The organism is Pseudomonas sp. NBRC 111130, assembly GCF_001320485.1.
GTDB classification, from domain to species: domain Bacteria; phylum Pseudomonadota; class Gammaproteobacteria; order Pseudomonadales; family Pseudomonadaceae; genus Aquipseudomonas; species Aquipseudomonas vlassakiae.
This window is the reverse complement of record NZ_BCBG01000035.1, coordinates 20,239-44,772: the sequence shown is the minus strand read 5'-3', so window position 1 is coordinate 44,772 and position 24,534 is coordinate 20,239. Positions and strand designations below refer to the sequence as shown.

The window sequence follows — 24,534 nt, the reverse complement described above, 5'->3', positions numbered from 1 at the left end:
CAAAAAAGTGGCGGCGATTATAGGCACATTCCGCCAGGCCATGCCACGTGTGCACGGATGTGCGGCCGCATCAGGCGTGGCTTTCGCGGTAATCCGGATGCCCGGCCTGCAGCTTCAGCAGGCGCTCGAGCGGGTTCTGCCGGTAGAATAGCGACAGCTGCTGGTACACCTGTGGATAAGCCTGCTGCAGCAGGTCGGGAGCGCTGAAGAAATACTCGCTGGTGACGGCGAAGAATTCCGCCGGGTTTTCCGCCGCGTAGGGGTCGATGGCGGTTTCAGCATCGGGGTCGGCGTCGAGCTGGCGGTTGAGGTCGTCGTAGGCCTGCTGCATGGCCGCTGCCCAGTCTTCCACGCGCATGCCCGGGTGCAGCGGCGGCAGGCCGTTGGCATCGCCATTGAGCATGTCGAGTTTGTGTGCCAGCTCGTGTATCACCAGGTTGTAGGCCTCCCAGCCGCCACTGGCCAGCACCCCGGCCCAGGCCAGGATGATCGGCCCCTGCTGCCAGGCTTCGCCGCTGTGTTCGGCATCCCACGCGTGCTCCACGCCAGTGGCATCGCGGTGGCGCTGCGGGCTCTTGAAGTCATCGGGGTAGAGAATGATCTCGTGGAAGCCCTGGTACCAGTTCAACTCGCCCAGGTGCAGCAGTGGCAGCTGCGCCTGGGCGGCGAGAAACAGGCGCTGCTCGTCGTCCAGCTCGACCCCGGGGAGGGTGGTCAGGTGCTTGTCGAGCAGGAACAGGATGCAGGCTTCGCGCAGCCACTGGTCTTCGGCATCGGTGATGCCATCGAGCATCGGCAGGCGATCACGGATCACCTGCCATTGCTGTGGGTCGATCGGGTAGCGCGCGAGTGTGCGCTTGCGCCGCCAGGCGCTGAAGGACCACATGTCTGCTGTCAGTGGGCCTTGGCGGTGCGGCCCAGGCGGCTGCGCAGCAGGCCGAGGATCATCGGTACCAGGGATAGCAGGATGATGGCGACCACCATCAGCGACAGGTGCTGCTTGATGAACGGCACATTGCCGAAGAAGTAGCCCAGGGTCACCAGGCCACCGACCCACAGCAACGAACCGGCCACGCTGAAGCCCAGGAAACGCGGGTAGTGCATGTGCGCGATACCGGCCACGAACGGCGCGAAGGTGCGCAGGATCGGCAGGAAGCGTGCCATGGTTACGGTCTTGCCGCCATGGCGTTCATAGAAGTCGTGGGTCCGCTGCAGGTAGTCGCGGCGGAAGATCTTCGAATTGGGGTTGCTGAACAGTTTTTCGCCTGTGGTGCGGCCGATGATGTAGTTGGTGCTGTCGCCGAGGATGGCGGCGGCCATCAGCAGGCCTGCCAGCAGGACCGGGTCCATCCCGCCACCGGCGGCCACGGCGCCAGCGATGAACAACAACGAGTCGCCCGGCAGGAACGGCATCACCACCAGGCCGGTTTCGCAGAAGATCACAGCAAACAGGATCGCATAGATCCAGGGGCCGTAGTTGGTGACCAGCAGATCGAGGTAGGCATCGAGATGCAGGATTAAGTCCAGCGGGTTGAATTCCATGTACAGCACCTGTGTTCTTGCCCGCCTATACGGGCATGCGATGACCGACAATGCCCTCGGCGTCGGCATGACTAACCTGTGAGTGGGTAAATTTTCACACATGACAGGTCGAAGCATTATACGGCCAAGTAGGAAACCTGCCCGTAGAGTTTGTAGCGGGGGGTTACTGTGTGCGCCTGTGCCGTCCTCTTCGCGGGCACGCCCGCTCCCACAGGTACCACACAAGGCTCAAGGGCTGTGCAGTACCTGTGGGAGCGGGCGTGCCCGCGAAGAGGACGGTACAGGTCAGTCCTGGCTGATCGGCAGGATGTAGTTCTCGAACTCGGTGTCCTTGCGAAAGCCGATCGACTCATAGGTCTTGCGCGCCACCTCGTTGTTGGCACTGGTCGATACCCGCATGCGCACGGCCTGGGTCTGCTTGGCCATTTTCTTGGCCTCGCGCATCAGATGGTCGGCCACCAGCATGCGCCGCGAGTCTTCGGCGACAAAGATGTCGTTGAGGATCCATACGCGTTTCAGCGAAAGCGATGAAAAGCTCGGGTACAGTTGACAAAAACCGAGCAATTTACCGTCATCGTCATCCGCCAAGGCCAGGTAGATCACCGATTCGTCGCGTTTGAGGCGTTTCTCGAGAAAGGCACGCGAGCTGTCGGGGAAAGGCAGCTGCCCGTAGAACTCGCGGTATCTGACGAACAGCGGGGTGAGCAGGTCGAGGTGTTCCAGGGTTGCCTTGATGATGCGCATGTGCGGCCCTCAGAGTCCATTTGGGGAAACGGCGGAATGCCTGCAGCTTTCATGGGCATGCTGCCCCAATGCTGGCCGTCAGTGCAATCCGCCTTCCGTTACAGGTTCTTTAACCTTCACCGAGCAGGAAATTGCCGCGCTGGTTGGGGGTGTTTTCACTGTCGATGCTATGGACCTCGGCTTCGTCCTTCAGATTCACACCGGAAAGCTGCCGCCGGCAGGCTTCGCGCATCAGGTATAGCAGGCGGTGGGCTGCCATGCCGTAACTCAGACCCTCCAGGCGGATGTTGGAGATGCAGTTGCGGTAGGCATCGGTCAGGCCGACCTTTGGTGCGTAGGTGAAATACAGGCCCAGGCTGTCTGGCGAGCTCAGCCCTGGGCGCTCACCGATCAGCATCACGGTCATGCGTGCACCGAGCAATTGGCCCACTTCGTCCGCCACGGCAACCCGGCCTTGCTCGACCAGCACCACCGGGGCGCTGGTCCAGCCATCGGCTGCGGCCTGCTCCTCGAAGCGGGCCAGGAATGGCAGGGTATGGCGGTGCACGGCCAGGGCCGAGAGGCCGTCGGCGACCACGATGGCCAGGTCGACGCCTTCGGGGTTGGCCTGGGCATGCTGGCGCAAGCGCTCGGCCGAATCGTCGTTCAGCCGCCGTCCCAGGTCGGGACGTTGCAGGTACTGGTGGCGATCACTGGCAGCGCTGTGCAGCACCAGGCTGTCGCGGCCATGGTCCTTGAGCTGTTCACTCAGGGTGGCGTGGTCGAAGGCCAGGTGCACGGCGTCACGGGCCTGGGCGTGGGCGAACTGGAAGTCCAGTTGCGCAGCGGTAGGCAGGCTGGTGCCGCAACGGCCCAGGGCGATGCGTGCCGGGGTCAGGTTGCGCAGGGCCAGCCAAGGATTTTCAGGGATTGGGGATCGGTCTGCCATGGTCACCTCTAGGCCAGCTGTGCCAACGCCTGGCGGAATGCCGGCGGCAGGTTGTCGCCAAAGCGCACGCGGCCATCGGCCTGGGTGAAGATGCCGGTGCGTTGCAACCAGGCTTCGAATTCCGGCCCGGGCTTCAGGCCCAGGGTCTGGCGCGCATACAGCGCATCGTGGAACGACGTGGTCTGGTAGTTGAGCATGATGTCGTCGGAGCCTGGGATGCCCATGATGAAGTTGATCCCGGCCACGCCCAGCAAGGTCAGCAGGGTGTCCATGTCGTCCTGGTCGGCTTCGGCGTGGTTGGTGTAGCAGATGTCGCAGCCCATCGGCACGCCGAGCAGCTTGCCGCAGAAGTGGTCTTCGAGGCCGGCGCGGATGATCTGCTTGCCGTTGTACAGGTATTCGGGGCCGATGAAGCCGACCACGGTGTTGACCAGGAACGGCTTGAAGTGGCGAGCCACGGCGTAGGCGCGGGTCTCGCAGGTTTGCTGGTCGACGCCGTGGTGGGCATTGGCCGACAGCGCGCTGCCCTGGCCGGTTTCGAAGTACATCAGGTTCTGCCCGAGGGTGCCGCGCCTGAGCGACAGGCCGGCCTCGTAGCCTTCCTGCAGCACGTTAAGGTTGATGCCGAAGCCGGCGTTGGCCGCCTCGGTGCCAGCGATCGACTGGAACACCAGGTCCAGCGGCACGCCGCGGTTGATCGCTTCGATCGAGGTGGTGACGTGGGTCAGCACGCAGGCCTGGGTAGGAATGTCATAGCGCTGGATGATGGCGTCGAGCATTTCCAGCAGGGCGCAGATCGAGGCGATGCTGTCGGTGGCCGGGTTGATGCCGATCATGGCGTCGCCGTTGCCGTAGAGCAGGCCGTCGAGGATGCTGGCGGCGATACCGGCCGGCTCGTCGGTCGGGTGGTTGGGTTGCAGGCGGGTCGACAGGCGCCCGCGCAAGCCCATGGTGCCGCGGAACCGGGTCACCACGCGGATCTTCTGCGCCACCAGCACCAGGTCCTGCACACGCATGATCTTCGACACGGCGGCGGCCATTTCCGGGGTCAGCCCAGGGGCGAGGGCGCGCAGGCTCTGCTCGTCAGCTTCTTCGCTGAGCAGCCAGTCGCGCAGGCCGCCAACGGTCAGGTGGCTGACCGGAGCGAAGGCCTGGGCGTCGTGGGTGTCGACGATCAGCCGGGTGATTTCGTCCTGTTCGTAGGGGATCAACGCTTCATTCAGAAAATGCGTCAGCGGGATGTTGGCCAGGGCCATCTGTGCGGCCACCCGTTCGCCGTCGTTGCTGGCGGCGACACCGGCCAAAAAGTCCCCGGAACGGGCCGGGCTGGCCTTGGCCATCACGTCCTTGAGGCTGTCGAAGCGATAGACCAGGTGGCCTACCGTGTGTACGAAACTTGCCATACAGAATCTCCAGAGCCGCGGGCTGGCCCGCGGCAGGTGGCTTTGATCAGTGCAGCGCCTCTTCGGCCTTCTGGATCGCGGCGAATTCCTCTTCCGGTGTGCCCGCAACCAGGTGGTGGCGGCTGTACAACGCAAAATAGGCGATGAATACCGCATAGATCACGGCAGCGCCAATCACCACCCGTGGGTCGACCAGGAAGCCCGCGACCACGGCGATACAGGCCAGCACCAGGGCCAGGCCCGAGGTGAAGATGCCGCCTGGGGTGCGGTAAGGGCGCTCCATTTTTGGCCGACGGATACGCAGGGTAATGTGCGCGGCCATCATCAGCACATACGACAGTGTGGCACCGAATACCGCCACCAGGATCAGCAGGTCACCCTGGCCAGTCAGCGACAGGGCGAAGCCGATGAGGCCGGGGATCACCAGCGCCATGACCGGGGCCTTGCTCTTGTTGGTTTCCGACAGTTTGCGGGGCAGGTAGCCCGCCCGCGAAAGGGCGAAGATCTGCCGCGAATAGGCGTAGATGATCGAGAAGAAACTGGCGATCAGGCCGGCCAGGCCCACCAGGTTGACGAAACTGCCCATCCAGGTAGAACCGCCGTAAGCCTTGGCCAGCGCCTCGACCAACGGGTTGCCGGAGGCCTTCAGGGCTTCGGACCCTGCGCCGCCAGGGCCGACCACCAGGATCAGCAGGGCGAACGCCAGCAGTACCAGCATTGCGCCGATCAGGCCGCGGGGCAGGTCGCGCTTGGGGTTCTTGGTTTCTTCAGCGGCCAGTGGCACGCCTTCCACGGCGAGGAAGAACCAGATGGCATAGGGGATCGCGGCCCACACGCCGACATAGCCGAATGGCAGGAAGCTGCTGGCGCCTGCGGCGTCCGTTTTGGCGATGTCGAACAGGTTGGCTGCATCAAAATGGGGCACCATGGCCACCAGGAATACCGCCAGGGCAATGGCTGCGACCGCGGTGATGATGAACATCAGTTTCAGCGCTTCACCCACGCCGAAGATGTGAATGCCGATAAACACTACATAGAACGCCAGGTAAATCATCCAGCCGCCGATGCCGAACAATGACTGGCAGTAGGCGCCGATGAACGTGGCGATGGCGGCGGGGGCGATGGCGTACTCGATGAGGATCGCCGTGCCGGTCAAAAAGCCGCCCCACGGGCCGAAGGCGCTGCGGGCAAAACCGTAGCCGCCGCCAGCGGTGGGGATCATCGAGGAGAGCTCGGCCAGCGAGAAGCACATGCACAGGTACATGGTGGCCATCAGCAAGGTGGCGAGGAACATGCCGCCCCAGCCACCTTGGGCGAGGCCGAAGTTCCAGCCGGCGTAGTCGCCGGAAATCACGTAAGCAACGCCCAGGCCTACCAGCAGTACCCAGCCGGCGGCGCCTTTCTTCAGTTCACGTTGCTGGAAATAGTCCGAACCGACCTTTTCGAAGTCGACGGAAGACCCTGCCGGCACGCCGGCGGAATGATCGCTTGGCATAGATTCACCTGTTCTTTTTCTTGATGGCCGGAAGGGGTCCGGGCCGATGGTGATAGGTACTGCAGGAAGCGAGCCAGAGCGGTTTTGGCTCTGAAGATTGTGGTAGCAAGTCTGGCCTCTTCGCGGGCAAGCCCGCTCCCACAGGTACTGCACAGGCCTGGAATCTTGCGCGATTCCTGTGGGAGCGGGCGTGCCCGCGAAGGGCGCGACGCGGTTTAGAAGAAGCCCAACGGGTTGATGTCGTAGCTCACCAGCAGGTTTTTGGTCTGCTGGTAGTGGTCGAGCATCATCTTGTGGGTTTCACGGCCGACGCCGGACTTCTTGTAGCCACCGAATGCGGCATGCGCCGGGTACAGGTGGTAGCAGTTGGTCCACACGCGGCCGGCCTTGATACCACGGCCCATGCGGTAGGCGCGGTTGATGTCGCGGGTCCACACGCCGGCACCGAGGCCGAACTCGGTGTCGTTGGCAATCGCCAGGGCTTCGGCTTCGTCCTTGAAGGTGGTGACGCTGACCACCGGGCCGAAGATTTCTTCCTGGAACACGCGCATGCGGTTGTTGCCTTTGAGCAGGGTCGGCTGGATGTAGTAACCGGTGGCCAGCGAGCCTTCGAGTTTTTCCACTTTGCCGCCGGTCAGCAGCTCGGCGCCTTCCTGCTGGGCGATGTCGAGGTACGAGAGGATCTTCTCGAACTGCTGCTGCGAGGCCTGGGCGCCGACCATGGTGTCGGTGTCGAGCGGGTCGCCGCGCTTGATTTGCAGCACCTTCTTCATCACCACTTCCATGAACTGCGGGTAGATCGACTCCTGCACCAGCGCGCGCGATGGGCAGGTGCACACCTCGCCTTGGTTGAAGAACGCCAGCACCATGCCTTCGGCGGCCTTGTCGATGAAGCTCGGCTCGGCCTGCATGATGTCTTCGAAGTACACGTTCGGCGACTTGCCACCCAGCTCGACGGTGGACGGGATGATGTTCTCGGCCGCGCATTTCATGATGTGCGAGCCGACCGGGGTGGAGCCGGTGAAGGCGATCTTGGCGATGCGCTTGCTGGTGGCCAATGCTTCACCGGCCTCGCGGCCATAGCCTTGCACCACGTTGAGCACGCCTTTGGGCAGCAGGTCGGCAATCAGCTCGACCAGCACGGTGATGCCCAGCGGCGTCTGTTCGGCCGGCTTGAGCACCACGCAGTTGCCGGCGGCCAGGGCTGGGGCAAGCTTCCAGGCGGCCATCAGGATCGGGAAGTTCCACGGGATGATCTGCCCGACCACACCCAGTGGCTCGTGGATGTGGTAGGCCACGGTGTTTTCGTTGATTTCGGCAGCGCCGCCTTCCTGGGCGCGGATGCAGCCGGCAAAGTAGCGGAAGTGGTCGACGGCCAGCGGGATATCGGCGTTGAGGGTTTCGCGGATCGGCTTGCCGTTGTCCCAGGTTTCGGTAATGGCCAGGATTTCCAGGTTCTGCTCGATACGGTCGGCAATCTTCAGCAGGATGTTGGAGCGGTCCTGTACCGAAGTGCGGCCCCAGGCGTCGGCGGCGGCATGGGCGGCATCCAGGGCTTTTTCGATGTCTTCGGCAGTGGAACGCGGGAATTCGGCGATCAGCTGGCCGTTCACCGGGGAAGTGTTGTCGAAGTACTGGCCTTTGACGGGGGCCACGAATTCGCCACCGATGAAGTTGCCGTAGCGGTTCTTGAAGGAAACCTTCGCGCCCTCGGTACCGGGATGTGCGTAACGCATGGTGTGTCTCCTGGCTGTTATGTTTGTTGAGGAGTTGGAAAGCGTAGAGCAAAGGTTGGGCCAGCGTGGTGCACCCTCGTGGAATCAATGACTTGGGTCATGCTTTGGCGCCGCGGCAAGGTGCGCTGTGCCAGGCTTGGCACGGCCGGGGTGACACTTTGTACCGTTTGCGACACGGTGCCGGCAGGTACGTTGCAAAGCCTGCGCAGGTGGAGGATGCTGGCCTGAATCTCTATCTGCGGAGAACAACAACAAATGCAGAGCAACTCATTCAGCCGACATGCCCAGCAAGTGCATACCGTTGCCCGTGGAGAAGCGGGCAGCGATCCTTCCATTGCCCGCTCCTGGCTGCGCTGCCTCGACGATTACCACCTCGACCCGTCAGTGATCGAGGCACCGGTGGTGCTTGAGCACGGCCGCCTGCTGGAGAGCCGCGAGCGCCTGCGCCAGGTGCTGAAAATCGCCGACAGCGAAATGAACAGCCTGCACCAGCAGCTGTCTGGAGCCGGCCATGCGGTGCTGCTGACCGACGCCCGTGGGGTGATCCTCAACTGTGTCACCGCGCCCAGCGAGCGGCGCAACTTCGAGCGTGCCGGGCTGTGGCTGGGCGCGGACTGGAGCGAGGCACGCGAGGGTACCAATGGCATCGGCACCTGCCTGGTCGAGCGCCAGGCCCTGACCATTCACCAGAATGAGCACTTTCGCGGCCGCCATACCGGGCTGACCTGCTCGGCGAGCCCGGTGTTCGACCCCCATGGTGAACTGCTGGCGGTGCTCGATGTGTCCTCGGCGCGCCCGGACGTGTCGCGCCAGAGCCAGTTCCACACCATGGCGCTGGTGAACCTTTCGGCGAAGATGATCGAGAGCTGCTATTTCCTGCGTCATTTCGAGCAGCAGTGGTTGCTGCGCATCCACGTGCAGGCGGAGTCGGTCGGCCAGTTCAGTGAAGGGTTGTTGGCGTTCGATGGCGATGGCCGGATCTGCGCCGCCAACCAGAGTGCGCTGAACCTGCTCGGCACCATTCGCGGGGGCGTGTTGGGCAAACCGCTGGAGATGTTCTTCGCCTGCAGCCACGACGAGCTGTTCAGCCGCGCTACGCCAGGCGGCAGTACGGTCTGGCCGTTGCGCACCCGTGATGGACGCCAGGTGTTCGCCAGCCTGCGCGGCCAGGCGCAGGCGCCGCGATGGACGGTGCCGGCCAGCCAGCCCCAGGCCAGGCCTGCCGCAGCGCCGGGTATCTGCTTGCTGGACCCGGCCCTGCAACACGATTTTCAACGTGCCGTGCGTGTGTTCGAGCGCGATGTGCCGCTGCTGCTGCGCGGCGAGACCGGTTGCGGTAAAGAAGCCTTTGCCCAAGCCGTGCACCAGGCCAGCCAGCGCTGTGGCAAGCCGTTCGTGGCGGTCAACTGTGCGTCGATCCCTGAGAGCCTGATCGAAAGTGAGCTGTTCGGCTACCGCGGTGGCAGCTTCACCGGGGCGCGCAAGGAGGGCATGCGTGGCAAGCTGTTGCAGGCCGACGGCGGTACTTTGTTGCTGGACGAGATTGGCGATATGCCACTGGCCTTGCAGACCCGCCTGTTGCGGGTGCTGGAAGAGCGCCAGGTGGTGCCGATTGGCGGTGAGCCGCAGGCGGTGGATGTGCGCATCGTCAGTGCCACCCACCGGGATTTGCTGGAGCGGGTGGAGCAGGGCAGTTTCCGTGAGGATCTGTACTACCGGCTCAATGGCCTGGAGGTGGCGCTGCCAGCGGTGCGCGAGCGTAGTGACAAGGAACGGTTGCTGGATTTCCTGCTGCATCAAGAGGCACAGGGGCAGGTGGTCCGATTGGCGCCCGAGGCGCGTCAGGCACTGCTTGGCTTCGCCTGGCCGGGGAACGTCCGGCAGATGCGTAACGTGCTACGGACCTTGGTGGCGCTGTGCGAAGACACCATCATCCGGTTCCTGGACCTTCCCTCCATCTTCAGGACATACGCGCCCTCTGTGGGAGCGGGCATGCCCGCGAACGAGGGCAACGGCCTCGCCTTGCATTCCCAGGTCGGGCCTCTTCGCGGGCATGCCCGCTCCCACAGGGGCGGTGTCGAGCCTGAGGTCTCAGTGAGGGGCGATGTATTGCAGAGCGCAGAACGCCAGGCGCTGATGGAAGTGCTGGAAGCAAAACACTGGCATCTGACCCGGGTCGCCGAGCACCTGGGCATCAGCCGCAATACCTTATATCGAAAATTACGAAAACACGGCATTAGCCGCGTGTAATAACCGAAACAGCGTGTGCGATTTTTCTCGCTCTGGGCTACCCTGCCTCGAAGTTTTGCGAGGTCGACCATGCATATTCATATTCTCGGTATTTGCGGCACTTTCATGGGTTCGCTGGCCGTGCTGGCCAAAGAGCTCGGCCACCGCGTCACCGGCTCCGACGCCAACGTCTATCCGCCCATGAGCACCCAGCTCGAAGCCCAGGGCATCGAGCTGACCCAGGGCTACGACCCGGTTCAGCTGGACCCTGCACCTGATCTGGTAGTGATCGGCAACGCCATGTCGCGGGGCAACCCGGCGGTGGAATATGTGCTGAACAAGGGCCTGCCTTATGTATCCGGCCCGCAGTGGCTGGCTGACCATGTGCTGCAGGGCCGCTGGGTGCTGGCCGTGGCGGGCACCCACGGCAAGACCACCACCAGCAGCATGCTGGCCTGGGTGCTGGAGCATGCCGGCATGAGCCCGGGCTTCCTGATCGGCGGCGTACCGCAGAACTTCTCGGTGTCGGCGCGCCTGGGCGGCACACCGTTCTTCGTGGTCGAGGCCGACGAATACGACAGCGCCTTCTTCGACAAGCGTTCGAAGTTTGTGCATTACCACCCGCGCACCGCGATCCTCAACAACCTTGAGTTCGATCACGCGGACATCTTCCCTGACCTGGCGTCCATCGAGCGGCAGTTCCACCACTTGGTACGGACCATCCCGAGCGAAGGCCTGGTCATTCACCCGACCACCGAGCAGGCGCTGGAGCGTGTGATCGGCATGGGCTGCTGGACCCCGGTGCAGACCACCGGTGAAGGTGGCCAGTGGCAGGCTCGCCTGCTCAATGCCGACGGTTCGCGTTTCGAGGTGCTGTTCGAGGGTGAGGTGCAGGGCGTGGTGGACTGGGCCCTGACCGGTCAGCACAACGTCGCCAACGCCCTCGCCACGCTGGCCGCCGCCCGTCATGTTGGCGTGGTGCCAGCAATGGGTATCGAAGGCCTGAGTGCGTTCAAGAGCGTCAAGCGGCGCATGGAAAAGGTGGCTGAAGTCCAGGGCGTGACCATCTACGATGATTTCGCCCACCATCCGACTGCCATTGCTACCACGCTCGACGGCCTGCGCAAGCGAGTGGGTGAAGCGCCGGTCATCGCCATCATCGAGCCGCGCTCCAACTCCATGAAGCTGGGCGCCCATCGAGATGGCCTGCCGGAAAGCGTCAATGACGCCGACCAGGTGATCTGGTACGCGCCCGCCAACCTGGGTTGGGACCTGGCCGGCACTGCCGCGCAATGCAAGGTGCCCAGCGTGGTGGCCGACAGCCTTGACGCGATCATCGACCGGGTCAAGGGCCAGGCTCGCCCAGGTACTCATGTGGTGATCATGAGCAATGGCGGCTTTGGCGGCCTGCATGGCAAGCTGGCCGAGGCACTGCAGTGAGCGGTCCGGAACGCATCACCCTGGCCATGACTGGCGCCTCCGGCGTGCAATATGGCCTGCGCCTGCTCGATTGCCTGGTGCGCGAGGACCGCGAGGTGCATTTCCTCATCTCCAAGGCCGCGCAACTGGTGATGGCCACCGAGACCGACGTACTCCTGCCGGCCAAGCCGCAGGCCATGCAGGCGTTTCTCACCGAATACACGGGTGCTGCCGATGGGCAGATCCGTGTCTATGGCAAGGAAGACTGGATGTCGCCGGTGGCTTCGGGCTCTGGAGCGCCAGCGGCGATGGTGGTGGTGCCGTGTTCAACCGGTACCTTGTCGGCAATCGCCACCGGCGCCTGCAACAACCTGATCGAGCGAGCCGCCGACGTCACCCTCAAGGAGCGTCGGCAACTGATCCTGGTGCCACGCGAGGCACCGTTCTCGACCATTCACCTGGAGAACATGCTCAAGCTGTCACAGATGGGGGCAATGATCCTGCCAGCGGCGCCGGGGTTCTATCACCAGCCGCAGACCATCGATGACCTGATCGACTTCGTCGTGGCGCGCATTCTCAACCTGCTGAACATTCCGCAGGACATGCTGCCGCGCTGGGGCGAGCATCATTTCGGGGCTGATGATTGAAACGCTGCCTGGCTGGATTGCTGGCGGCCAGTCTGCTCGGCGGCTGCGCCACGGTGCGCACGCTGGACGCCAACAAGCCTGGGGCGCCGGTGGTGTATGCCGGGACCCGGCTGGATATGTACGTGATCAACGGTGGCTGCTGCCCCAAGGATCGCTTTGGAGCCGAGGCACCGGCGTATCCTCACCTGGACCTGCCTGGCAGCATGCTGCTGGACACGCTGTTCCTGCCGCTGTCATTGCTGACGGCGGCAGGCATAGGGTTTCAGGCTACGGGTGGGCTGTAGCGGCTATTACTTGCCGAGCCTGCGTAACTCGTCGGACTCGATCACGCGGATTCCATCTTCTTCTTCCAGCGCCAGGCGCCACAACGCCCGTGCCAGTGTGCATGCCTCGATCCCGCGATATTTACCCGGCATCAACTTCGAGAACGGTGAGGCCAGCTTTTCACCCAGGCGTGGTTCCAGCCGTTCACCGAGTAGCAACGATGGCCGCACGATGGTCAGTTGTGGCCAGTCCTGAGCCTTTAGCGCTTCTTCCATTTCGCCTTTGACGCGGTTGTAGAAGATCGGCGACTTGGGGTCGGCACCCAAGGCGCTGACAACCAGCAGGTGGCGCGCACCCATTTCCCGTGCGCGCTTGCTGAAGGCCACGACCATGTCCAGATCGACGGCGCGAAACGCTTGCTCCGAGCCCGCCTGCTTGAGGGTGGTGCCCAGGCAGCAATAGGCAATATCGACCCGGCCGGCCAGTTGCGGGAGAAACACTGCGGGGTCGCCCACCGGGTTTTCCAGATGGGGGTGCTCGGCCAATGGCCGACGGGTCGGGGCCAGCACGCGACTGATGGTGGGTTCGTTGAGCAGGCGGTCGAGCAGGTGCTCACCGGTTAGGCCGGTGGCACCGGCAAGCAGGACATGCTGAGGCGTCAAATACATGATGTCTCTCCCTTGTTACACACAAGCTTAGCGGCTGGCAGGCGTTTTTGCCTGTTCCTCCGGCTTGGCCTGTGCCGCATTACGCAAGGCTTCCTCGGCTTGGTGCTTACGCAGTTGCTGCCAGTGTGCCAGTACTGCGGGCGGCGCCCAGATCTGGGGTTCGGAGGCCTCGAAACCTTCCCTCCGTTCTCGTTCGGCAACACTGGCGCGCGCCAGTTCAAACGCTTGTTTCAGGTCATCGGTCTGGTTCAAGGCCTCGGCGAACAAGGCATCGCCGAAGTAGGTGAAGTCAGCTTCTTCCGAGCACCCGAACGACACCCGGTCGGCACGGGCGGCGGTCATGATCAGCGTGCGGTCATCCTTGAGCGGGGGGATATAGCCACCTGAATAACAGGCGGAGATGACAATGATCTTGTCGCGGTCCTTGAGCGGGGCCAGGGCGCTGGCCAATTCGTCGGCGGACAGGTCGGCCAGCTGCAGGCGCGGTTGGTCGAGCACCAGTTGGTGGTCCTGGCTGCCGTGGCTGGTCAGGTAGATGAAGATCAGGTCTTCCGGGCCGCTGCGTTCGGCCAGGGTACGGGCGGCGCGGCTGAGGTTCTCGCGGGTGGCCATGGGGCGGGTGGTCATCTGGTCGCGGTGGTTGACCAAGGTGACCTGGCCACGGGCACCGAAACGCACATTGAGCATATTGCTGACATAGTCGGCTTCGCGCAGGAACACGCTCTGCTGACCATCACCGGCCACTACCAGGCTGTACAGCTGGACGGGCGGCGCCGAGCGCGGTACCCGCGCCAGCGCTTCATCGAGCAGGCGGCCCTGATTGAGCAGGGCCAGGTCCAGCGGGTCGGGCAGAAGCTTGCCTTTCTGGTCACGTACGCGCACGCCATTGACCCAGAAGCCGCTTTCGACCTGGCCGCTGGCCAGCGTCAGCTTGCCGTGGCCCTGGTAGGCGTCGTTGTCGAAACCGCCGACGTACTTGCTGCCATCCGGCAACTGCAGACTGCCTTGGCCAGACAGGTGCCAGTCGACGAAGGTGCCTTTGTAGTGGCTGCCGTCGCTGCCGAGCAATTCGCCTTCGCCGGTCAGCGAACCGTCCTTGAACTCGCCTATCCAGACGTCGCCGTCGGCGTTCTCGTAGCGGCCACGGCCCTCCAGGCGGTTGTCCTTGAACTCGCCGATGTATTGCTCGCCATCGACACTGTCGTAGGTGCCGCTGCCCTGCAACTGGCCATCGACGAAGCGGCCGCTGAACTGGTTACCGCTGGCATCGCTGCGCACGCCGGCGCCATTGGGTTTGCCTCTGGCGAACAGGCCTTGGTAGCGGCTGCCGTCGGCCATTTCCAGTTCGCCTGCGCCTTCGTACTGGTCATCCTTGAATTGGCCGCGGTAGGTCAGGTCGGCCTGCTTGAGCGTACCTTCACCGTCACGTCGACCGTGGCTGAAGGTGCCGGCATAGTGGCTGCCGGGGGTGGTCAGGTCGCCCAGCCCGTGGAACAGTCCCTTGTCGAACTGGCCTCGGTAGATCTCGCCATTGCTGCCGTGCCACTCGCCCTGGCCGTGCCACTGGCCGTCCTTGAAGCTGCCGGCGTACCAGCTGCCGTTGGGGTAGTCGATGCGTCCCTCGCCCTGCAGCAACCCATCGACCACCTGCCCACGGTAGCGGCCACCGTCGGGCAGGCGCGCGTCAGGCGGGGACAATGATTCACCATCGCCACAGGCTGCGAGCATCAGGGTCAGTGCGAGGGGGAGCAGTGGACGCATGGCGGAATCCGGGCAAAAGGTCTGCCGAGTATGCCGCAGAATACGGGGCGCAGGTATCTGTGATCCAATCGAAAGCAGTGTTGGATTGTTCGCGGGTGAACCCGCTCCGACAGGTACGGCACAAGGCCTGGCCGTGTGGCGATCCTGTGCAAGCGGGTTCACCGAGCCGTCGAACCGCCGCGAAGCGGCCGGTTCAGACGAAGCAGAGCGAGAGGGGTTCAGCGATATAGGCCGGCTTCTCTTCGCCTTCGATCTCCAGGGTAGCGGTCGCCTTGAGCAGCCACTGCCCCGGCTTCTTCTCGGTCACCTCACCCAGGTCCACCTTCAGTCGAACCTTGCTGTCGACCTTTACCGGCTGGATGAAACGCACGCTGTCGAGTCCATAATTGACCACCATCTTCAACCCCTCAGGCAGTACCAGGATGTCCATCATCAGCATGGGGATCAGCGACAAGGTCAGAAAACCATGCGCGATGGTGGTGCCGAACGGGGTTTTCGCCGCCTTTTCCGGGTCGACATGGATGAACTGGAAATCGCCGGTGGCTTCAGCGAACAGGTTGATGCGCTGCTGGTCGATCTTCAGCCAGTCGGAACGTCCCAGCTCCTTTCCAACGTACTGCGATAGCTCATTTACCGGTACATAGGGCATCGCGACTCTCCAGGTTGTCATTTGGTACGAAAGTGCAAGATCAGCACGGCGAACCGTTTCAGTCAAGAAGCCCGCATTTCGGCGAATATCGGCTTATACGTAACGCGTGCTTATAATGACGCGGCGTGCCTGAAGGAGATCCTTATGCTGTTGCGTGGTTTGACCTGGCTGGTGCTGTTTCAGCTGCTGGGTACGGCGCTCAATCACTTGTGTGTGCCGATTCTGCCGGGCCCGATCATCGGCCTGTTGCTGCTGCTGTTTTTCCTCATGGCTCGCGGCGAGGTCGGCAAGCCGCTGAGCGAGGCCGCCGGTAGCCTGCTACGTTACCTGCCATTGCTGCTGGTGCCACCGGCGGTGGGGGTGATGGTCTACGCCAAGGACATTGCCGCAGACTTCTGGGCGATTGCCGGTGCGTTGCTGATTTCCTGCCTGGTCACCCTGGTGTTCGTCGGCCTGCTGATGCAGAAGCTAATCGACCGCCAACACGGCAAGCACGAGGAGTAGCCATGATCTTTGATTGGCAGGGCGCGCTCGACGCGGTCATCCACCATCCCTTGTTCGGTATCGGGATCACGTTGGGCGCGTACCAGATAGTGCTGGCTGCCTACGAAAAGACCCGCTGGCTGTTCCTGCAACCGGTATTGGTGTCGATGCTGCTGGTGATCGGCGTGCTGCTGACCTGCGGCATCAGCTACGGCGAATACCGCAAAAGTACCGAAATCATGAACATCCTCCTCGGTCCCGCCACCGTGGCCCTGGCGGTGCCGCTCTATCTCAACCTTCGGCGCATCCGGCAGCTGTTCTGGCCGACTTTTACTACGCTGGTAATCGGAGGCCTGTTCGCCACGGTCTGCTGCTTGCTGCTGGGGTGGTGGTTCGGTGCCGAACACATGATCCTGATGACCATGGCGCCGAAATCGGTCACTTCGCCGATCGCCATGCTGGTGGCGGAACAGATAGGTGGCGTGGCGGCGCTGGCGGCCGTGTTCGTGTTGATTACCGGGGTGATCGGGGCAATCTTCGGCCCCGCACTGCTGACCCGTCTGGGTGTGCACAGCCCGGAGGCGCGTGGCATGTCGCTAGGTGTGACGGCTCATGCCGTGGGCACTTCGGTGGCCTTGCAGGAAAGTGACGAGTGCGGCGCTTTTGCCGCGCTGGCGATGAGCCTGATGGGGGTGGCCACGGCGGTGTTCCTGCCGTTGGCGGTCAGCCTGGTGGCTTGAGGAGTTGTGATGACGCTACCGCTGTTTCCCCTCAATACCGTGTTGTTTCCCGGTTGCCTGCTGGATCTGCAGATCTTCGAGGCGCGCTACCTGGACATGATTGGCCGCTGCATGAAGCAGGGCACTGGCTTTGGCGTGGTGTGCATCGTCGAAGGCGAGCAGGTCGGCAAGGCGCCGCCGGTGGTGGCTTCGATCGGTTGCGAGGCCATGATTCGTGACTTCGTCCAGCAGGACAACGGCTTGCTGGGCATTCGCGTGGAAGGTGTACGGCGCTTCGAGTTGAGCCAGACCGAAGTGCAGAAGGATCAATTGCTGGTCGGCGAGGTGCATTGGCTGGCGGAGCAGCCGGACAGCCCGCTCACCGATCACGATGATGACTTGCTGGCGCTGTTGGTGGCCCTGGGCGAGCATCCGATGGTCGAGGCGCTGGACATGCCGCGGGACGTCGACGGGCGCCAGGCCCTGGCCAACCAACTGGCTTACCTGTTGCCGTTCATGGAAGAGGACAAGCTGGACTTGCTGGCGATCGACTCGCCGGCGCAGCGGCTGGAAGAGATCCAGAAGCTGCTGGAGCGCATCCAGGGTGAGTTGTTCGCCTGATTGAGCTCAGTGGCCCGTACCGGCCTCTTCGCGGCTAAAGTCGCTCCTGCAGGTAATGTGCGATCCCTGTAGAAGCAACTGTCTTGCTCAATAGCTTAAAGCTGGCGCGGCTCCACAAGTACAGCGCACGCCTGGACGCTGGTGATGATCCTGTGGGAGCGGCTTTAGCCGCGAAGAGGCTGGTGCAGGCTATCTCAATATTGGTAACGCAGCAGGGCGTGGGGCAGCGCATGCATGGCAAAGAACGCCAGCAGCGCGATACACGCCGGCAGCACCAGCCACCAGACTTTTTGCGGCAGTGCCGTCAGCGGCTGCCGATGCTGCACCAGGGTCAGGCTCAGGGCGCACACGCAACAGGCCAGCAGGGCACCGGCCATGATGTCGGTCGGCCAATGGGCACCCAGGTACACCCGCGACAAGGCAATCGCCAGCGCCGGGATGCAGCCCAGCATCACCCAGGTCAGGCGCATGCGCGGCGGCATGCCGCGCCCTGCCAGCACCGCCAGGGTCAGGAAGAATGCGAACGATGCCGAACTGTGCCCGCTGGGCATGCTGTAGCTGGTCAAAGGGTCGCTCAGTACTTCCGGGCGGGCACGGGCGAACAGCCATTTGAGCGTGCCATTGGCCAGCGCCGTGCCCATCAGCGTACCGCCCGCGAACAGGGCATGGCGCCACTGACGCGCCAGGAGCAGCAAGCCGGTCAGCAAACCTCCCAGGAAAAACTGGGTCTTGAAGTCGCCCAACCGGGTCACCAGCACCACGGTGCCGTCAATGGCTTTGCTACGGTGCTCCTGCACCAGCGTCATCACGCCCTGATCGAATGCCTGCAGGTAGGGCCAGCCAAGAAACACCGCCGTCAGTGCGATGAAGCTGAGGCCGGCGATCAGCCGGGTACCATGACGCTGATCGCGCAGGCTGCTGTTCAGGCTCAGGCCGATCAGTACCGCCAGGGTCCCGGCGATGATGCCGGCATCCAGCCAGAAACCTTCTGGCAAGGGCAGGCGCATGGCCGCACCGGTGGCCCAGCCGGGCAGCAGATAGGCCACCGACCAACCGGCACCCGCCACCAGGCTGACGGCGATGAAGCGCGGCAGCGGCATATCGAACATCCCGGCCACCATTGGCAGCATCGGCCGCAGCGGGCCGATGAAGCGGCCGACCAGCAGGCTGGCGATGCCGTAGCGTTGGAAGTAGGCCTCGGCGCTGCCGATCCATTCGGGGTGATGGCGCAGCAGCGGCAGGCGGCGGATGTTCTGGTGGAAGTACTTGCCGACGGTGTATGACAGAGCGTCACCGAGCAGGCCGCCGAGGAACCCCAGCAGCAGGGTTTCACCCAGGCTGAATGCACCACTGCCGGCCAGCACGGCAACGGCAAACAGCAGTACCGTGCCCGGCACGATGATGCCGGCAATGGCCAGGCACTCAACGCACGCCACCAAAAAAATCGCCAGGCCAAGCCACTGGGGGTTGGCGCTGAGCCAGCCGGTCAGGCTGTCGAGCCATTGGCCCATGTTTCAGCTTCCTTGTTTGATGGTGAAAAAGTCTTGCCCTTCGACTTGGCCCCGGCGCAGCGGGTTCCGGGTGCAGAAACGGGCGTATTCGGCATCGACGAAGCGGTACGGCAGGTGCTCGTCGCGCCCGTGGGGAATGCCCAACCGTGCCGTCTGGATCACCCTTGGCACGGCGATGCCGCAGTCTTCGACGTACAGGCGCTCGGGGTCGAACCGTTGTGCGTCCCAGTGCGGCACTTTCAGGCCCATGGCCTTGCACAACAGGGTCTGCCCGGCGCACAGGCGCTCAGGTGGGCGCAGGTTGCCGCTGGCGTCGGGGTTGTTCAGTTGCATCTGCGCCAGGCTGTTGGCATCGGAGACGGCGTCGACCCAGGGATAGGCGGACTTGATCAGCACGGCGTTGCCTGGGCCCTGGGCACTGAAGTTGAGCGAGTCGCCGCCGCGGGCGTAATACATGTAGATGTGCCCGCCGTCGAGGAACAGCGCCTTGCGTTTTTCGGTGTAGCCGAGCGACGCGTGGCTGCCTTTGTCGGTCAGGTAGTAGGCCTCGGTCTCGATGATCCGCGCGGCCAGCCACAGGTCGCCTTGGCGATGACGGATGACTTTGCCCAGCAACGCCTTGGCCAAGGTCTGGGCGTCGCGGTCGAAGAAGCTGTCGGGGAGGGCGCGTGCAGGGCAGGGGGCTGAGGCTGGCATGCTGGCGGTTCGTGGCAGTAAAGGCGGGGATGATAGCAATGAATAGCTTAATCGAGGCTGAACCGGGACAGTTCGATAAGCGCGGTTACATCTTTCCTATGGATTCTACCGAGCCATTTTCGACCATCCGCCACCCGCCGCTGGGCGTATACCTGCGCGGCAGTTATAATCAGCCGATTTCCCCTTCGCCAAGACACCGAACCGATGACTGAGTCCGTTCTTGACTACATGACCCGCCTGGGTCGCGCCGCACGCCAGGCTTCCCGCGTCATCGCACGTGCCAGCACCGCGCAGAAGAACCGCGCCCTGCAGGCCGCCGCCGATGCGCTGGATGCTGCGCGCGCCGAGCTTGCCGCAGCCAACGAACAGGACCTGGCCGCCGGCCGTGCCAATGGCCTGGAAGCGGCGCTGCTTGACCGCCTGGCGCTGACACCGGCGCGTATCGACGGCATGATCACTGGCCTGCGCCAAGTGGCAAGCCTGCCAGACCCGGTCGGCGCCATCCGCGACATGAGCTACCGCCCGTCGGGCATTCAGGTCGGCAAGATGCGCGTGCCGCTGGGGGTGATCGGGATCATCTACGAGTCGCGCCCGAACGTGACCATCGATGCCGCCAGCCTGTGCCTGAAATCGGGCAACGCCACCATCCTTCGTGGCGGTTCCGAGGCCATCCACTCCAACCGTGCCATCGCCACCTGCATCCAGCGTGGCCTGGCTGCGGCCGGCTTGCCGGCTGCCGTGGTGCAGGTGGTCGAGACCACCGATCGCGAAGCCGTTGGCGCGCTGATCAGCATGCCCGAGTTCGTCGACGTCATCGTGCCGCGCGGTGGCCGTGGCCTGATCGAGCGCATCAGTCGCGATGCCCGGGTGCCGGTCATCAAGCACCTGGACGGTATCTGCCACGTCTATGTGGCCGAGCACGCCGACCTGGACAAGGCCTGGCGCGTGGCATTCAACGCCAAGACCTACCGCTACGGCATCTGTGGTGCGATGGAAACCCTGCTGGTCGACCAGCGCGTGGCCGAAGGCTTCCTGCCGGAAATGGCCCGCCGCTTCCAGGAGAAGGGCGTCGAACTGCGTGGCTGCGAGCGTACCCGTGGGTTGATCGAGGCCACGCCGGCCACTGAAGACGACTGGCACACCGAGTACCTCGACGCGATCCTGTCGATCCGCGTCGTCGACGGCCTGGACCAGGCCATCGAGCACATCAACCAGTACGGCTCGCACCACACCGACTCGATCATTACCGAACATCAAGGCCAGGCCCGCCAGTTCATGGCCGAGGTCGATTCGGCATCGGTGATGCTCAATACCCCGACCTGCTTCGCCGATGGCTTCGAGTACGGCCTGGGTGCGGAAATCGGCATTTCCACCGACAAGCTGCACGCCCGCGGCCCGGTCGGCCTGGAAGGCCTGACCTGCGAGAAGTACGTGGTGATCGGTGACGGCCAACTGCGCGGCCAGGAGTCCTGCTGAGTTGAGCAAGGCCCAGGCAGTCCGGCGCATCGGCATTCTTGGCGGTACCTTCGACCCCGTGCACATCGGCCACCTGCGCAGCGCGCTGGAAGTGGCCGAGTTCATGGCGCTCGATGAGCTGCGCCTGTTGCCCAATGCCCGCCCGCCACACCGCGATACCCCGCAGGTGGCGGCGCAGGACCGCCTGGCCATGGTTCGTCAAGCGGTGCAGGGCGTCGATTGCCTGAGTGTCGATGCCCGCGAGCTGGAGCGCGACAAACCGTCGTACACCATCGACACGCTGGAGTCGATCCGCGCCGAGCTGGGCATCGACGACCAGCTGTTCCTGGTACTGGGCTGGGATGCCTTTTGCGGCCTGCCCACCTGGCACCGCTGGGAAGAACTGTTGCAGCACTGTCACATCCTGGTGCTGCAACGCCCGGATGCCGACGTTGAACCCCCTGACGAGTTGCGCAACCTGCTGGCTGCGCGCTCGGAGAGCGATCCCACCGCCATGTCCGGCCCGGCGGGGAATATTTCGTTCGTCTGGCAGACGCCGCTCGCGGTGTCGGCTACACAGATCCGACAGCTGCTGGCCAGCGGCAAATCGGTGAGGTTCCTGGTGCCGGACGCCGTACTGGCCTACATCGAGGCGCACGAACTGTATCGTGCCCCTCACTGACGGTGCCCCAGGGCGCCTCATCCAAACGAGTTGAAGAGTTTTTTATGAGCAAGCAGAAAATCAATGGCCAAGAACTGGTCATGCTGACCATCAGCGCCCTGGAAGACGTCAAGGCCCATGACATCCAGGTCATCGACGTGCGCGAAAAGCACAGCCTGACTGACTACATGATCATTGCCACCGGTACTTCCAACCGTCAGATCAACGCGATGCTGGAAAAGGTCCGTGAAGCGGTCAAGGCCAAGGGCGCACAGCCGCTGGGTGAAGAAGGCAAGGGCGACAGCGACTGGGTACTGCTGGACCTGAACGACGTCATCGTGCACATGATGACCGCCGCTGCCCGCCAGTTCTACGACCTGGAGCGCCTGTGGATGGGCGCCGAGCAGAGCCGTGCGGCCGATGCCAAGCACCACAGCCCGGAAAACGCCAGCGACTACTTCACCGAAAAACTGAAAGACCGGGAATAAGGAAGCGTCGTGCGCCTGCGCCTGATCGCGGTCGGCTCGCGTATGCCCAAGTGGGTCGAGGAAGGCTGGCATGAATATGCCAAGCGCCTGCCCCAGGAGCTGTCGCTCGAGCTGGTGGAAATCCCGCTGAACACCCGTGGCAAGAATGCCGACGTCGCCCGCCTGATCCGTCAGGAGGGCGAGGCCATGCTGAGCAAGGTTCAGCCTGGGGAACGCATCGTCACCCTCGAGGTCCATGGCAAGCCCTGGAGTACCGAGCAGCTGGCCACCGAGCTGGACCGCTGGCGCCTGGACTCGCGCACGGTGAATTTGATGGTGGGCGGTCCGGAGGGGCTGGCGCCTGAGGTCTGCGCACGCGCCGAGCAGCGCTGGTCGCTGTCGCCGTTGACCCTGCCGCACCCGTTGGTAAGGATACTCATCGGCGAGCAGATCTACCGCGCCTGGACGGTATTGTCCGGGCACCCTTACCACAAATGAGCCTGTAAGCAGTCCGATGTCGCAGCCGATCCGTCTCAAGGACCATGAGAAAGACGCCCGCCTGGTGCGCAACCGCGTCGTTGTCGGCGCGGTGGCGGTCATGCTGCTCATTTGCGTGTTGGTCGCGCGGCTGTATTACCTGCAGATCATCCAGTACGACTATCACTCGACGCTTTCGGAAAACAACCGGGTGCATGTGCAGCCGATTCCGCCGACGCGCGGGTTGATCTTCGATCGCAACGGGGTGATCGTCGCCGACAACCGGCCCAGTTTCAGCCTGTCGATGACACGTGAACGTGCGGGGAACTGGCAGGAAGTGCTGGATACCATCGTCGAAGTGTTGGACCTGACGGCGGATGACCGGGCGCTGTTCGAAAAGCGCATGAAGCAGGGGCGTCGGCCGTTCGAGCCGGTGCCGATCCTGTTCGAACTCAACGAAGAGCAGATCGCCCGCGTGGCGGTCAACCAGTTCCGCCTGCCTGGCGTCGAGGTCGTCGCCCAGCTGGTGCGCCATTACCCACAGGGCGCGCATTTCGCTCATTCGGTCGGTTATGTCGGGCGGATCAACGAAAAAGAGCTGAAAACCCTCGACCCGGTCAACTACAGCGGCACTCACCATATCGGCAAGACCGGCATCGAGCGCTTCTACGAGCCCGAGCTGCACGGCCAGGTCGGTTACGAGGAAGTCGAGACCAACGCGCGTGGCCGTGTGCTGCGGGTGCTCAAGCGCACCGACCCGAAGCCGGGCAAGGACATCGTGCTGAGCCTCGACATCAAGCTGCAGGAAGCTGCGGAGGCCGCCCTGGGTGGCCGGCGCGGCGCGGTGGTGGCGCTCGACCCGCGTACCGGCGAGGTGCTGGCGATGGTCAGCCAGCCGAGCTTCGACCCCAATCTGTTCGTCACTGGCATCAGCTTCAAGGCGTACGCCGAACTGCGCGACTCGATCGACCGGCCCCTGTTCAACCGCGTTTTGCGCGGCCTGTATCCGCCGGGTTCGACCATCAAGCCGGCAGTGGCCATTGCTGGCCTCGACAGTGGGGTGGTCAACGCCAGCAGCCGGGTGTTCGACCCGGGCTACTACCAGTTGCCCAACTACGATCACAAGTACCGTAACTGGAACCGCACCGGTGACGGCTGGGTCGACCTGGACACCGCGATCATGCGCTCCAACGACACCTACTTCTACGACCTTGCCCACAAGATGGGTATCGATCGGCTGTCCAGCTACATGAACAAGTTCGGCATCGGCCAGAAGGTCGCCCTCGACATGTTCGAGGAATCGCCCGGGCTGATGCCGTCGCGCGAATGGAAGCGCGCCACCCGCCGCCAGGCCTGGTTCCCGGGTGAAACGCTGATTCTCGGCATTGGCCAGGGCTACATGCAGGCCACGCCGCTGCAATTGGCCCAGGCCACTGCACTGATCGCCAACAAGGGCGTGTGGAACCGTCCACACCTGGCCAAGACCATCGAAGGCCAGCCGCCGGTGGACCCTAACCCCATGGAAGACATCGTCCTGCGCGACAAGTCCGATTGGGCCAAGGTCACCCACGGCATGGAGCAGGTGATGCACAACGCCCGCGGCACCGCGCGCAAGGCGGCGACCGGCGCCCAGTACCGCATCGCCGGCAAGAGCGGTACCGCCCAGGTGGTGGCGATCAAGCAGGGCGAGAAGTACGACCGCAACAAACTCCAGGAGCGCCACCGCGACCACGCCCTGTTCGTGGCCTTTGCCCCGGCCGACGATCCCAGGATCGTGGTCTCGGTGATGGTCGAGAACGGTGAGTCCGGCTCCGGCGTTGCCGCGCCCGTGGTGCGGCAGATCATGGACGCCTGGCTGCTCGACGAGAGCGGCCGGCTGAAAAGCGAATTCGCGCCTGCCACCGTCGCCCAGGAAACGGCCCAGTGAAGAACAATTTCGATCGCATGCTCTCCAGCGAG

The 24,534-nt window shown here is 63.6% G+C and carries 24 protein-coding genes; 12 read left to right on the top strand and 12 right to left on the bottom strand.

What is annotated here, in order from left to right; genetic code table 11:
* Positions 1-70: 70 nt before the first annotated feature.
* The 7 genes from APH33_RS16575 to APH33_RS16545 all read right to left on the bottom strand — a co-directional run bounded on the left by APH33_RS16575 (position 71) and on the right by APH33_RS16545 (position 7,848).
* Entirely contained in the window at positions 71-886 is an 816-nt protein-coding gene (locus APH33_RS16575) for a zinc-dependent peptidase (protein ID WP_054886185.1), read from the bottom strand.
* 8 nt (positions 887-894) lie between these two features.
* Positions 895-1,542, bottom strand: a complete 648-nt coding sequence (locus APH33_RS16570; RefSeq protein ID WP_054886184.1) for a DedA family protein — start codon at positions 1,540-1,542, stop codon at positions 895-897.
* Between the two features lie 285 nt (positions 1,543-1,827).
* Positions 1,828-2,286 (bottom strand): GNAT family N-acetyltransferase, encoded by a 459-nt coding sequence (locus APH33_RS16565; RefSeq protein WP_054886183.1) that lies wholly within the window; start codon positions 2,284-2,286, stop codon positions 1,828-1,830.
* Between the two features lie 109 nt (positions 2,287-2,395).
* Positions 2,396-3,214, bottom strand: a complete 819-nt coding sequence (eutC, locus tag APH33_RS16560) for an ethanolamine ammonia-lyase subunit EutC (protein WP_054886182.1) — start codon at positions 3,212-3,214, stop codon at positions 2,396-2,398.
* An 8-nt stretch (positions 3,215-3,222) separates the two neighbouring features.
* Positions 3,223-4,617: an ethanolamine ammonia-lyase subunit EutB gene (locus APH33_RS16555; protein WP_054886181.1), complete on the bottom strand. Its 1,395-nt coding sequence runs from the start codon at positions 4,615-4,617 to the stop codon at positions 3,223-3,225.
* Between the two features lie 46 nt (positions 4,618-4,663).
* On the bottom strand, positions 4,664-6,112 hold the full coding sequence (gene eat / locus APH33_RS16550; protein WP_054886180.1) for an ethanolamine permease: 1,449 nt from the start codon (positions 6,110-6,112) through the stop codon (positions 4,664-4,666).
* A gap of 215 nt (positions 6,113-6,327) precedes the next feature.
* Complete coding sequence (locus APH33_RS16545; protein ID WP_054886179.1) at positions 6,328-7,848, bottom strand: aldehyde dehydrogenase family protein; 1,521 nt, start codon at positions 7,846-7,848, stop codon at positions 6,328-6,330.
* A gap of 255 nt (positions 7,849-8,103) precedes the next feature.
* On the opposite strand from APH33_RS16545, the gene APH33_RS16540 reads away from it, so the two are divergent.
* From APH33_RS16540 to APH33_RS16525, 4 genes are all read left to right on the top strand, one after another.
* A complete protein-coding gene (locus APH33_RS16540) occupies positions 8,104-10,098 on the top strand; it encodes a sigma-54-dependent Fis family transcriptional regulator (protein WP_054886178.1) in 1,995 nt (664 codons plus the stop codon).
* A gap of 69 nt (positions 10,099-10,167) precedes the next feature.
* A complete protein-coding gene (mpl, locus tag APH33_RS16535; protein ID WP_054886177.1) occupies positions 10,168-11,517 on the top strand; it encodes a UDP-N-acetylmuramate:L-alanyl-gamma-D-glutamyl-meso-diaminopimelate ligase in 1,350 nt (449 codons plus the stop codon).
* Positions 11,514-12,143, top strand: a complete 630-nt coding sequence (gene ubiX, locus APH33_RS16530) for a flavin prenyltransferase UbiX (RefSeq protein WP_054886176.1) — start codon at positions 11,514-11,516, stop codon at positions 12,141-12,143. The genes mpl and ubiX overlap by 4 nt, the downstream gene beginning before the upstream one ends.
* Positions 12,140-12,427, top strand: a complete 288-nt coding sequence (locus APH33_RS16525) for a YceK/YidQ family lipoprotein (protein WP_054886175.1) — start codon at positions 12,140-12,142, stop codon at positions 12,425-12,427. Before ubiX ends, APH33_RS16525 begins: the two co-directional genes overlap by 4 nt.
* A gap of 6 nt (positions 12,428-12,433) precedes the next feature.
* Here APH33_RS16525 and APH33_RS16520 read toward each other — a convergent pair whose 3' ends face one another.
* The 3 genes from APH33_RS16520 to APH33_RS16510 form a co-directional block, all read right to left on the bottom strand.
* Entirely contained in the window at positions 12,434-13,075 is a 642-nt protein-coding gene (locus APH33_RS16520; RefSeq protein WP_054886174.1) for an oxidoreductase, read from the bottom strand.
* A gap of 27 nt (positions 13,076-13,102) precedes the next feature.
* On the bottom strand, positions 13,103-14,836 hold the full coding sequence (locus APH33_RS16515; RefSeq protein WP_054886173.1) for a C13 family peptidase: 1,734 nt from the start codon (positions 14,834-14,836) through the stop codon (positions 13,103-13,105).
* A 193-nt stretch (positions 14,837-15,029) separates the two neighbouring features.
* Positions 15,030-15,485 (bottom strand): MaoC family dehydratase, encoded by a 456-nt coding sequence (locus tag APH33_RS16510; RefSeq protein WP_054886172.1) that lies wholly within the window; start codon positions 15,483-15,485, stop codon positions 15,030-15,032.
* A 144-nt stretch (positions 15,486-15,629) separates the two neighbouring features.
* On the opposite strand from APH33_RS16510, the gene APH33_RS16505 reads away from it, so the two are divergent.
* From APH33_RS16505 to APH33_RS16495, 3 genes are read left to right on the top strand one after another with little or no spacing between them, the layout of a single operon-like run.
* Positions 15,630-15,989 (top strand): CidA/LrgA family protein, encoded by a 360-nt coding sequence (locus tag APH33_RS16505; protein WP_054886171.1) that lies wholly within the window; start codon positions 15,630-15,632, stop codon positions 15,987-15,989.
* Positions 15,990-15,991: 2 nt separating this feature from the next.
* Positions 15,992-16,708 carry an LrgB family protein gene (locus tag APH33_RS16500; RefSeq protein ID WP_054886170.1) on the top strand — a complete coding sequence of 239 codons (717 nt, stop codon included), beginning with the start codon at positions 15,992-15,994 and terminating at the stop codon, positions 16,706-16,708.
* A gap of 9 nt (positions 16,709-16,717) precedes the next feature.
* On the top strand, positions 16,718-17,308 hold the full coding sequence (locus APH33_RS16495) for an LON peptidase substrate-binding domain-containing protein (protein WP_054886169.1): 591 nt from the start codon (positions 16,718-16,720) through the stop codon (positions 17,306-17,308).
* Between the two features lie 194 nt (positions 17,309-17,502).
* Here the strand turns inward: APH33_RS16495 and APH33_RS16490 are convergent, their stop codons facing one another.
* Both APH33_RS16490 and APH33_RS16485 read right to left on the bottom strand, forming a co-directional pair.
* Positions 17,503-18,819 (bottom strand): bifunctional DedA family/phosphatase PAP2 family protein, encoded by a 1,317-nt coding sequence (locus APH33_RS16490; protein WP_054886168.1) that lies wholly within the window; start codon positions 18,817-18,819, stop codon positions 17,503-17,505.
* 3 nt (positions 18,820-18,822) lie between these two features.
* A complete protein-coding gene (locus tag APH33_RS16485) occupies positions 18,823-19,515 on the bottom strand; it encodes a DNA-3-methyladenine glycosylase (protein ID WP_054886167.1) in 693 nt (230 codons plus the stop codon).
* 204 nt (positions 19,516-19,719) lie between these two features.
* Here APH33_RS16485 and APH33_RS16480 point away from each other — a divergent pair, with 204 nt between their 5' ends.
* Genes APH33_RS16480 through mrdA form a run of 5 tightly spaced genes read left to right on the top strand, consistent with a single transcriptional unit; the run spans position 19,720 to position 24,502 of the window.
* Positions 19,720-20,991 carry a glutamate-5-semialdehyde dehydrogenase gene (locus APH33_RS16480; RefSeq protein ID WP_054886166.1) on the top strand — a complete coding sequence of 424 codons (1,272 nt, stop codon included), beginning with the start codon at positions 19,720-19,722 and terminating at the stop codon, positions 20,989-20,991.
* A 1-nt stretch (position 20,992) separates the two neighbouring features.
* Complete coding sequence (nadD, locus tag APH33_RS16475; protein ID WP_054886165.1) at positions 20,993-21,652, top strand: nicotinate-nucleotide adenylyltransferase; 660 nt, start codon at positions 20,993-20,995, stop codon at positions 21,650-21,652.
* A 44-nt stretch (positions 21,653-21,696) separates the two neighbouring features.
* Positions 21,697-22,119, top strand: coding sequence for a ribosome silencing factor (gene rsfS, locus APH33_RS16470; RefSeq protein WP_054886164.1), 423 nt, complete (start codon positions 21,697-21,699; stop codon positions 22,117-22,119).
* 9 nt (positions 22,120-22,128) lie between these two features.
* Complete coding sequence (gene rlmH / locus APH33_RS16465) at positions 22,129-22,596, top strand: 23S rRNA (pseudouridine(1915)-N(3))-methyltransferase RlmH (protein ID WP_008090421.1); 468 nt, start codon at positions 22,129-22,131, stop codon at positions 22,594-22,596.
* A 16-nt stretch (positions 22,597-22,612) separates the two neighbouring features.
* Positions 22,613-24,502: a penicillin-binding protein 2 gene (gene mrdA, locus APH33_RS16460; RefSeq protein ID WP_054886163.1), complete on the top strand. Its 1,890-nt coding sequence runs from the start codon at positions 22,613-22,615 to the stop codon at positions 24,500-24,502.
* Positions 24,503-24,534 lie beyond the last annotated feature (32 nt).

What these genes read in the sequence shown, in the direction of transcription:
- APH33_RS16575 (WP_054886185.1), bottom strand. Translation starts at nt 886, where the DNA reads ATGTGGTCCTTCAGCGCCTGGCGGCGCAAGCGCACACTCGCGCGCTAC.
- APH33_RS16570 (WP_054886184.1), bottom strand. Translation starts at nt 1,542, where the DNA reads ATGGAATTCAACCCGCTGGACTTAATCCTGCATCTCGATGCCTACCTC.
- APH33_RS16565 (WP_054886183.1), bottom strand. Translation starts at nt 2,286, where the DNA reads ATGCGCATCATCAAGGCAACCCTGGAACACCTCGACCTGCTCACCCCG.
- eutC (WP_054886182.1), bottom strand. Translation starts at nt 3,214, where the DNA reads ATGGCAGACCGATCCCCAATCCCTGAAAATCCTTGGCTGGCCCTGCGC.
- APH33_RS16555 (WP_054886181.1), bottom strand. Translation starts at nt 4,617, where the DNA reads ATGGCAAGTTTCGTACACACGGTAGGCCACCTGGTCTATCGCTTCGAC.
- eat (WP_054886180.1), bottom strand. Translation starts at nt 6,112, where the DNA reads ATGCCAAGCGATCATTCCGCCGGCGTGCCGGCAGGGTCTTCCGTCGAC.
- APH33_RS16545 (WP_054886179.1), bottom strand. Translation starts at nt 7,848, where the DNA reads ATGCGTTACGCACATCCCGGTACCGAGGGCGCGAAGGTTTCCTTCAAG.
- APH33_RS16540 (WP_054886178.1), top strand. Translation starts at nt 8,104, where the DNA reads ATGCAGAGCAACTCATTCAGCCGACATGCCCAGCAAGTGCATACCGTT.
- mpl (WP_054886177.1), top strand. Translation starts at nt 10,168, where the DNA reads ATGCATATTCATATTCTCGGTATTTGCGGCACTTTCATGGGTTCGCTG.
- APH33_RS16520 (WP_054886174.1), bottom strand. Translation starts at nt 13,075, where the DNA reads ATGTATTTGACGCCTCAGCATGTCCTGCTTGCCGGTGCCACCGGCCTA.
- APH33_RS16515 (WP_054886173.1), bottom strand. Translation starts at nt 14,836, where the DNA reads ATGCGTCCACTGCTCCCCCTCGCACTGACCCTGATGCTCGCAGCCTGT.
- APH33_RS16510 (WP_054886172.1), bottom strand. Translation starts at nt 15,485, where the DNA reads ATGCCCTATGTACCGGTAAATGAGCTATCGCAGTACGTTGGAAAGGAG.
- APH33_RS16505 (WP_054886171.1), top strand. Translation starts at nt 15,630, where the DNA reads ATGCTGTTGCGTGGTTTGACCTGGCTGGTGCTGTTTCAGCTGCTGGGT.
- APH33_RS16500 (WP_054886170.1), top strand. Translation starts at nt 15,992, where the DNA reads ATGATCTTTGATTGGCAGGGCGCGCTCGACGCGGTCATCCACCATCCC.
- APH33_RS16495 (WP_054886169.1), top strand. Translation starts at nt 16,718, where the DNA reads ATGACGCTACCGCTGTTTCCCCTCAATACCGTGTTGTTTCCCGGTTGC.
- APH33_RS16490 (WP_054886168.1), bottom strand. Translation starts at nt 18,819, where the DNA reads ATGGGCCAATGGCTCGACAGCCTGACCGGCTGGCTCAGCGCCAACCCC.
- APH33_RS16485 (WP_054886167.1), bottom strand. Translation starts at nt 19,515, where the DNA reads ATGCCAGCCTCAGCCCCCTGCCCTGCACGCGCCCTCCCCGACAGCTTC.
- APH33_RS16480 (WP_054886166.1), top strand. Translation starts at nt 19,720, where the DNA reads ATGACTGAGTCCGTTCTTGACTACATGACCCGCCTGGGTCGCGCCGCA.
- rsfS (WP_054886164.1), top strand. Translation starts at nt 21,697, where the DNA reads ATGAGCAAGCAGAAAATCAATGGCCAAGAACTGGTCATGCTGACCATC.
- mrdA (WP_054886163.1), top strand. Translation starts at nt 22,613, where the DNA reads ATGTCGCAGCCGATCCGTCTCAAGGACCATGAGAAAGACGCCCGCCTG.